The 7,320-nt window shown below is 67.5% G+C and carries 8 protein-coding genes and 1 pseudogene; 8 read left to right on the top strand and 1 reads right to left on the bottom strand.

Annotation, left to right across the window (positions count from 1 at the left end):
• The first annotated feature begins 79 nt into the window (after window positions 1–79).
• The gene (locus tag RI03_RS15315; protein WP_010218396.1) at window positions 80–883 is read left to right on the top strand and encodes a DUF2189 domain-containing protein; all 804 of its coding nucleotides are present in this window, start codon (window positions 80–82) and stop codon (window positions 881–883) included.
• A gap of 20 nt (window positions 884–903) precedes the next feature.
• Here RI03_RS15315 and RI03_RS15320 read toward each other — a convergent pair whose 3' ends face one another.
• Window positions 904–1,545, bottom strand: a complete 642-nt coding sequence (locus RI03_RS15320) for a tetratricopeptide repeat protein (protein WP_010218397.1) — start codon at window positions 1,543–1,545, stop codon at window positions 904–906.
• Window positions 1,546–1,765: 220 nt separating this feature from the next.
• Here RI03_RS15320 and RI03_RS15325 point away from each other — a divergent pair, with 220 nt between their 5' ends.
• The 7 genes and pseudogenes from RI03_RS15325 (at window position 1,766) to RI03_RS15355 (ending at window position 7,265) form a co-directional block, all read left to right on the top strand.
• The gene (locus RI03_RS15325; protein WP_010218399.1) at window positions 1,766–2,236 is read left to right on the top strand and encodes a dihydrofolate reductase; all 471 of its coding nucleotides are present in this window, start codon (window positions 1,766–1,768) and stop codon (window positions 2,234–2,236) included.
• Between the two features lie 87 nt (window positions 2,237–2,323).
• Window positions 2,324–3,498 (top strand): annotated as a pseudogene (locus RI03_RS15330) (dipeptidase).
• A gap of 33 nt (window positions 3,499–3,531) precedes the next feature.
• Window positions 3,532–4,461, top strand: a complete 930-nt coding sequence (locus tag RI03_RS15335) for a bifunctional riboflavin kinase/FAD synthetase (RefSeq protein ID WP_010218400.1) — start codon at window positions 3,532–3,534, stop codon at window positions 4,459–4,461.
• Window positions 4,462–4,631: 170 nt separating this feature from the next.
• The gene (locus tag RI03_RS15340; RefSeq protein ID WP_010218401.1) at window positions 4,632–4,955 is read left to right on the top strand and encodes a glycine zipper 2TM domain-containing protein; all 324 of its coding nucleotides are present in this window, start codon (window positions 4,632–4,634) and stop codon (window positions 4,953–4,955) included.
• A 75-nt stretch (window positions 4,956–5,030) separates the two neighbouring features.
• Window positions 5,031–5,459: an OsmC family protein gene (locus tag RI03_RS15345; RefSeq protein ID WP_010218402.1), complete on the top strand. Its 429-nt coding sequence runs from the start codon at window positions 5,031–5,033 to the stop codon at window positions 5,457–5,459.
• A 116-nt stretch (window positions 5,460–5,575) separates the two neighbouring features.
• Window positions 5,576–6,142 carry a glycine zipper 2TM domain-containing protein gene (locus tag RI03_RS15350; protein WP_026046759.1) on the top strand — a complete coding sequence of 189 codons (567 nt, stop codon included), beginning with the start codon at window positions 5,576–5,578 and terminating at the stop codon, window positions 6,140–6,142.
• Between the two features lie 124 nt (window positions 6,143–6,266).
• Window positions 6,267–7,265 (top strand): adenosine kinase, encoded by a 999-nt coding sequence (locus RI03_RS15355; protein ID WP_010218405.1) that lies wholly within the window; start codon window positions 6,267–6,269, stop codon window positions 7,263–7,265.
• The last annotated feature ends 55 nt before the right edge of the window (window positions 7,266–7,320 follow it).

The following is a 7,320-nucleotide window of genomic DNA, read 5'->3' on the forward strand; positions in this document are numbered from 1 at the left end:
ATTTGTCCGCGCGCCCGAACAGGCGTATGATCCTCCCACCGACAAGAAGGAAAGACGCACCACTCGAGAGGAAATCGCCATGCCCACCACGTGGAACGCCAACGCCGCCGCTACGCCTGCTGCTGCCCCCGATCTCCCCGAGATCCGGCGGATCAGCTCGAGCGATCTCACCTGGGCCCTGGCGGAGGGCTGGCGCGATTTCACCGAGAAGCGCGGCGACCTGATTTTTCTCGGGCTGCTCTATCCGATCGTCTGTTTCGTCGCGGTGCTGTTCAGCTTCAACGCGCCGTTGTTGCCGCTGCTCTTCCCGCTCGTCGCGGGGCTGTCGATCGCGGGGCCGGCGGTCGCCTCGGGCTTCTACGAACTCGCGCGGCGTCGCGAGGAAGGCCGCGACTCGAGCTGGTGGCATTTCCTCGACCCGCTCAATGGGCGCAGCCGCATTCCGCTCGCGCTGCTGACGCTGGGGATCGCAGTGCTGTTCGTTGCGTGGCTGGCAGTCGCTTATGCGATCTACCAGGCGACGCTCGGCGCATTGGCACCGATGACGGTCGGCGACGTGTTCGGACGATTGTTCACCACGGCCGAGGGCTGGCAACTGATCGTGCTCGGCAATCTTGCGGGCGCGGGGTTTGCGGTGGCGACGCTCGTGCTTGCGGTCGTGTCCTTCCCGATGGTGGTCGATACGCCGGTCGACGCCGCGACCGCGGTGCGCACGTCACTGAAGGCGGTGCGCGAGAATCCGCGCGAAGTGTTTGGCTGGGGGATGCGAGTCGCGGGGTTGATGCTGCTGGGGATGATCCCTGCGGCGATCGGGCTAGCGGTGGTGTTGCCGTGGCTCGGCTATGCGACCTGGCACCTCTATACCCGGCTCGTAGTGCGCTGAGCGCGCGCGACGGTCGCGCCTTACCGCTCGCCGGTGCGTTGCGCCGCCGTCATCGTGCGGAACTGGTCGATCGCCGCGATCCGCTCGGCGATGTCCCCACGGTACGGCGCGTCGCGCGGCGTCACTGACAGCGCATAGCTCCAATAAGGCCGCGCGGCGGCAAATTCGCCGGCATCGACATACGCCATGCCGAGGAAGAAGGCGGGGCCGGGGGTATGCGGCGCCAGCGCCACCGCGCGCCGGAACGCGACCTTCGCCGCGGGGGACACGGCATGATCGTGGAGCGCGAGCGCATAGCCATAGGCGGTCCACAAGGTCGCATCGTCAGGGCGCAGCAGGAGGTCGCGCGCGAGCCCCTCCGCCGCAGCCAGTGTATCGCCGGACTGCAGCCGCCCGTCGGCGCTGGCCAGCGCGAGGTCGTCGACCGCGGACGGCGCGAACACCGCCGCGCGGAATGCGATCATGCCGGGATCGACCGTGATCGGGTCGACGTCGGCGGCGACCGGCTTGCCGGGCTGGTGGCGGGTGCTTTGCACCGCGAAGCCGGTCGCCCCGAGCAGCAGCGCGGCTCCGACGATCATCCACAACCGCCGCGCCACGCCAAGGATCGACAACAGCGCTGCGGCACCCGATCCGAAAGCGGCGAGGACAAGCAGGTTCATGAGCGTTCCCCCGAAGCGCTGGGCAGCAGCATTTGCGAAAGCTACGCCGGAACTGCGGGCAACGCTACACCCCGACGTGTCAGGGTGCGTTGTCACTTACCCGGAAAGCCCTCGCCCCCTTTCCGCGCACGGGGACGAAATAGGAATCGACCCCGGTCCACCCCGACCGCTATCGCACCTGCGCGAACGGCAACCCGCCCTCCGCAGCAGGAGACCCGCCATGATCACGCTGATCCTCGCGCGCGCCGACAATGGCGTGATCGGCCGCGATGGCGCGCTGCCGTGGCACCTCCCGGCCGACCTCAAGCGGTTCAAGGCGCTAACGATCGGCAAGCCGATGATCATGGGGCGCAAGACTTTCGAGAGCTTTCCGTCCCCCCTGCCCGGCCGCCGCCACATCGTGCTGACGCGCGACCCGCGCTGGTCCGCGCCCGGCGCTGAGGTCGTCCCCACGATCGCGGATGCGATCGCCCTCGCCGGGACCGGGGAGATTGCCGTCATCGGCGGCGCGGACATCTTCGCGCTGTTGGAACCGCGCGCCGACCGGATCGAGCTGACCGAAGTCCATGCCACGCCCGATGGCGACGTGGTCGTTCCGCGCTTCGAAGGCTGGCAAGAAATCGCGCGCGCAGCGAATCCCGCAGACGACGGCCGACCCGCCTACAGCTTCGTCACGCTCGCAAGACCCTGACCGCCGCCGGGCTTGTCCCGGTGTCGGGCGCGCCGCATACCGTCCCCCAGATCGGGCGACCACAGCCCGGCGGGCCGGAGAGTGACGATGCTGCGCAAGATCCTGGGGGCCGTGCTCGGCCTCGTCGCGCTCGGGGCGATCCTGTTCTTCGTGCTCGCTCCGGGGCTCATCGAACGCGGGATGAACACGGTCGAGCCCGTACCCTTCCGCATCTCGCCACGGGCGCAGGCGCTCCATGCGCGGTTGCAGGTCGCCGACATGCATGCCGACACGTTGCTCTGGCAACGCAGCCTGCTCGCCCCCGCGCACCAGGGGCAGGTCGATCTCCCCCGCCTGCTCAAGGGCAATTATGCGCTGCAGATATTCTCGTCGGTCACCAAGACACCGGCGAACCAGAATTACGACGCCAATCCGGCCAACACCGACAACATTACCGCGCTGACGATCGCCGATCTGCAACCGCCGCGCACCTGGACGTCGCTGCTCCAGCGCTCGCTGTGGCACGCACAGAAGCTGGACCGCTATGCCGCCGCCTCCAACGGCCAGTTGCGCGTGATCCGCTCGTCGGCACAGCTCGACCGGCTGCTCGCGGACCGCGCCGAGGGGGCGAAGGTCGTCGGCGCGATGCTGTCGATCGAAGGACTGCAGGATCTCGAGGGCAAGCTCGCCAATCTCGACACGCTATATGGTGCGGGCTTCCGCATGGCGGGGCTCGCGCATTTCTTCGACAATGACGTGGCGGGATCGATGCACGGCGAGGCCAAGGGCGGGCTGACCCCGCTCGGGCGGCAGGTCGTGCGGCGGATGGAGGCGCTCGGGATGATCGTCGACATCGCGCACGCAAGCCACGCGACGATCGCCGAGGTCCTCGCGATCGCGCGCCGCCCGGTGGTGGCGAGCCATGGCGGGGTGCAGGCGACCTGCAGGTCAACCGCAATCTGACCGATGCAGAGATTCGCGGCGTCGCGCGCACCGGCGGGGTGGTCGGGATCGGTTATTGGGATGCCGCGATCTGCTCGACCCGGCCCGAAGCCGCGGCGGCGGCGATCGCGCATGTGCGCGACCTGGTCGGGATCGATCACGTCGGGCTCGGATCGGATTTCGACGGCGCGGTGACGACCGGGTTCGATTCGGGGCAGGTCGTCGCGATCACTCAGGCGCTGCTCGATCGTGGGTTCAGCGATGCGGATGTCGCCAAGGTGATGGGCGGCAACGTGTTGCGGGTGCTCCGCGCCGGGATTGTTCCCGACAAAGCCGCCTAGCGCAGTCGGCCCGGCCCGCTTATAGGCGCACCCATGGAGCGGCTCGACGGCGGCTCGGTTGTTCCGGAGCGCTTGCGCGGCGGGATTATCGCGCTCGGCAATTTCGATGGATTTCACCTTGGGCATCAGGCCGTGGTCGGCCGTGCGGTCGCCCGCGCGCGTGCCGAGGGGCGTCCCGCGCTGGTCGGCACGTTCGATCCGCACCCGATCCGCCATTTCGTCCCCGACAGCGCGCCGTTCCGCCTCAGCACGCTCGACCAGCGCGAACGCTGGTTCGCGGAGGCGGGCGCGGATGCGATGGTGGTGTTCCGCTTCGACGCCGCGCTCGCGGCGCTGGATGCGGAAGCGTTCGTCGCGGAACGGCTGATCGCGGCGCTGGGCGTCGGCGGGGTCGTGACCGGCGGGGATTTCACCTTCGGCAAGGCGCGCAGCGGTTCGGTTGCGGCGCTCGCGACGTTCGGCGCAACGCACGGTTTCTCGGTCGATACGGTCGATCCGGTGACGCTCGACGGTGAACCGGTGTCCTCGACCCGGATCCGCGAGCTGTTGCAACAGGGCGATCCCCGGGGCGCGGCGCGGCTGCTGACGCGCGCCTTCACGATCGCGGGGGTTGTCCAGCATGGCGACAAACTCGGCCGTACGATCGGCTATCCGACCGCCAATCTCGACATGGGCGGCTATGTGCGCCCGGCCTACGGCATCTATGCGGTGCGCGGGATGCTGGCGGACGGGCGTGTCGTCGACGGCGCGGCGAACCTTGGGATCCGCCCCAGCTTCGACCCGCCGAAGGAACTGCTCGAGCCGTTCTTCTTCGATTTTTCCGAGGATCTGTACGGGCAACCGCTCGAGGTCGCGCTGGTCGAGTATCTGCGGCCCGAAGCGAAGTTCGACTCGCTCGAGGCGCTGACGACGCAGATGGACGCGGATTGCGCGCGCGCGCGACGGTTGCTCGCCACCACCTGAACTGCGGCCCACCGGTTAACCAAGACAAGCGCAAGTCCCCGGTACCCGGAAGGCAATGCCGTGCAAAGCTGAACGTGAGGTTGTTTGAGGTTCATGCAACCCCGCCTAACTACGTATCGTTACTGCTATGGAATTGATCCAGAGCAAAGATCGTAACTGGGAGTAATAGAATGCGTACGTTCCTGATGGCGCTCAGCGCCGCATCGCTCGTCATCCCCGCCACCATGGCGGTCCCGACCACCCAGGCGGCCGCGCGCGAGCATCATGGCCGTTATCAGCCGCGTGTCTATCAGGGCCGTGACGGTCGCCGCTACTGCCGCCATTCGGACGGCACGACCGGCCTGCTCGTCGGCGGCGTCGGCGGCGCGCTGCTCGGCAACCAGGTCGCGGGGCGTGGCGACAAGACGCTCGGCACCGTGCTCGGTGGCGTTGCCGGCGCGTTCGGTGGCCGTGCGATCGACCGGTCGATGACCGCGGATCGCCGCTGCCGCTAAAATCCCGCCCTATCGACCCTATATCCAGCGCGGGCCCGCAAGGGCTCGCGCTTTTTCACGTCCAGGAGAATGACGATGACCACACGCAGCGGCTCGGCCACCTACGAAGGCTTTGGCAAGGACGGCAAGGGCCATGTCTCGACCCAGTCCGGCATCCTCTCGGACACGCAATACGGCTTCAACAGCCGCTTCGAGGAAGGCCCCGGCACCAACCCCGAGGAACTGATCGCCGCCGCGCACGCAAGCTGCTTCACGATGGCGCTGAGCTTCGCGCTCGCCAAGGAGGGGTATGCCGACGGCAAGCTCGAGACGACCGCCAAGGTCACGCTCGACAAGGATGGCGACGGGTTCACGATCACGCGTTCGGCGCTCGACCTCAAGGCGACGATCGCCGGGATCGATCCCGCCAAGTTCGAGGAAATCGCAGCAGGTGCCAAGGCGAATTGCCCGGTATCGAAAGTGCTTAACGCCGATATTACTTTAACACATAGCCTTAACGCCTGATATTCCTGACACTTGCGTGAACGGTACGTAGTTTTCCGTTCACGCAACTTTCCGCATCGGCCATGTGTTCTCCCGATTGATCCACGATATGGATTTGATCCGAGGAGTTCTCTTCAATGCGTAAGTTCTTTATGGCAGTGGCAATCGCGACGACGGCCCTCAGCGCGTTGCCCGCCACCGCGCAGGACAACCCCAACCGCGAATATCGCCAGGATGTCCGCGACGCGCAGCGCGACTATCGCCAGGACGTCCGCAATGCCGACTCGCGTGGCGATGTTCGGGACGCACGCCAGGACTACCGCCGCGACGTGCGCGACGCCCAGCGCGACCGCAACCGGGATCGCAACCAGAACCGCGACTGGCGCCAGTATCGCAACTATGATTACAATCGCTACGAGAATGGGCAGCGCGCCTATTATGCCGAAAACTATTATCGCGATGGCCAATATTATCAGCCGCGCCGCCTGACCCGCAACGACCGCATCTATCGCGGGCGCGACAACCGCTATTACTGCCGCCGTGGCGACGGCACGACCGGCCTGATCATCGGCGGTCTCGCGGGGGGCGCCCTCGGCAACACGATCGCGGGCGGTGGCTCGCGGCTGCTCGGCACGCTGATCGGTGGCGGCGCGGGTGCGTTGCTCGGCCAGTCGGTCGATCGCGGCAACGTCGTCTGCCGCTAAGCTGACCTGATCTGACGGTTCCGGGAGGCCCGGCGCGAAAGCGTCGGGCCTTTCCGCGTGGCGGTTGCGCGTATCCCGGCACCCCGGTACGGCGCGGCAACCTTTGCACAACCGGAGATTGCCTGTGACCGAGCCCACCTATGACGTCGTCGCGATCGGCAATGCCATCGTCGACGTACTGGCGCAGTCCGACGACGCGTTCCTTGCCGAAGCCGCGATGACCAAGGGCTCGATGCAGCTCATGTTCTCGCCCGAGGAAGCCGACGCGCTCTACGCCAAGATGGGCCCGGGGATCGAGGCGAGCGGCGGCTCGGCGGCGAACACCGTCGCGGGGATCGCGGCGATGGGCGGCAAGTGCGGCTTCATCGGGCAGGTCGCGAGCGACGAGCTGGGCGACATCTTCGCGCACGACATCCGCACGGTCGGGATCGACTTCACCACCGCCGCGCGCGACGGTGACCCGACGACCGCGCGTTGCCTGATCTTCGTCACCCCCGACGGCCAGCGTACGATGAACACCTTCCTCGGCGCATCGCAGTTCCTCCCCGAGGCCGCGCTCGACCGTGACCTGATCGCGAGTGCCGCGATCCTGTATCTCGAAGGCTATCTGTGGGATCCGGAGGAACCGCGCCAGGCGATGCGCGCCGCGATCGACGTTGCGCGCGCGGCGGGGCGCAAGGTTGCGTTCACGCTCAGCGACGTGTTCTGCATCTCGCGCCACGGCGGTGATTTCCGCAAGCTGATGGCCGACGGTCTCATCGACATCATGTTTGCCAACGAGGCCGAGATCACCGCGCTGATGGACACGCAGGATTTCGACGCAGCGGTCGCGGCGGCGGCGGCGGACGTGCCGATGCTGGTCGTCACGCGCAGCGAGCACGGCGCGATCGCGGTTTCCGGCGGCGAGACCGTCAGCGTTCCGGCCGAGCCGATCGAGCGTGTCGTCGACACGACCGGCGCGGGCGACCTGTTCGCGGCGGGCTTCCTGCGCGGCCAGGCGCAGGGCAAGGACGTCGCGGCGTCGCTCAAGATGGGCGCGATCTGTGCGGCGGAGATCATCTCGCACTACGGCGCACGCGCGCAGGTCGACCTGAAGGCGCTGGTGGCAAGCAAGCTGGGCTGAGGCCTCTTGGAAAAGCCCCTCCCCTTCAGGGGAGGGGTTGGGGTGGGGCAGTGTC

This window comes from Sphingomonas sp. PAMC 26621 (genome assembly GCF_000251145.1).
Classification (GTDB): Bacteria; Pseudomonadota; Alphaproteobacteria; order Sphingomonadales; family Sphingomonadaceae; genus Sphingomonas.